We start from the raw sequence: 604 nt of genomic DNA, 5'->3' as shown, positions 1-604 counted from the left end.
CCAGCAGGCGGCGCATGGTGCCGGCACCCAGCGGCCGGGCGCCGTCCTGTGGCAGGGAGGCGCCGATCTGGCGCAGTTCGCGCAGGAAAGCCAGCGGTGACGCCGGCCGGTCGATGACGGTTTCGGTCTGCCACCTGCCCTGCCCCGGCCAGGGCCAGTCCGCCTGCAGGGTGGCGGTATCGGGATAGGCCGGGGTGGCGCAGGGTACGCCGGCGGCCTGGTGCACGGCGCGCCATTCGGCGAAGCTGCCGGCGCAGAGGGTGGAAAACCCCATCGTGCCGCCGGGCGCCAGCAGGTCGGCCAGCCGTGCCAGGGTAGTCGCGCGGTCGGCGAACCACTGCATGGACAGGCTGGAGCAGATCAGATCATAGCCGCTGCCGGCGGCGGCCGGGTCTTCGGCGTCCAGGGTCAGGAACCGGGTCTTGCCGTCCTCGCCCAGCCTTTGGCGGGCGCGGGCGACCATTTCGGGCGCCAGGTCGGTGACGGTAAGGTCCGCGTCGGGGAACAGGCGGCGCAGATGAGTGCTGAGAAAGCCGGTGCCGCAGCCGAGTTCGAGGATGCGGGCCGGCGGGGGGGCGCCGGCGGCGATGCGTTCGGCCAGGCG

Annotated in this window: 1 protein-coding gene; it reads right to left on the bottom strand. The window is 73.5% G+C overall.

All coding sequences use genetic code 11. From position 1 onward, the window contains the following. Positions 1-604 (bottom strand): methyltransferase (locus HUK84_RS22025; protein WP_176642022.1); only part of this gene is annotated, 604 nt, incomplete at both ends.

The organism is Nguyenibacter vanlangensis, from assembly GCF_013376155.1.
GTDB classification, from domain to species: domain Bacteria; phylum Pseudomonadota; class Alphaproteobacteria; order Acetobacterales; family Acetobacteraceae; genus Gluconacetobacter; species Gluconacetobacter vanlangensis.
This window is presented reverse-complemented; position numbering and strand designations above follow the sequence as displayed.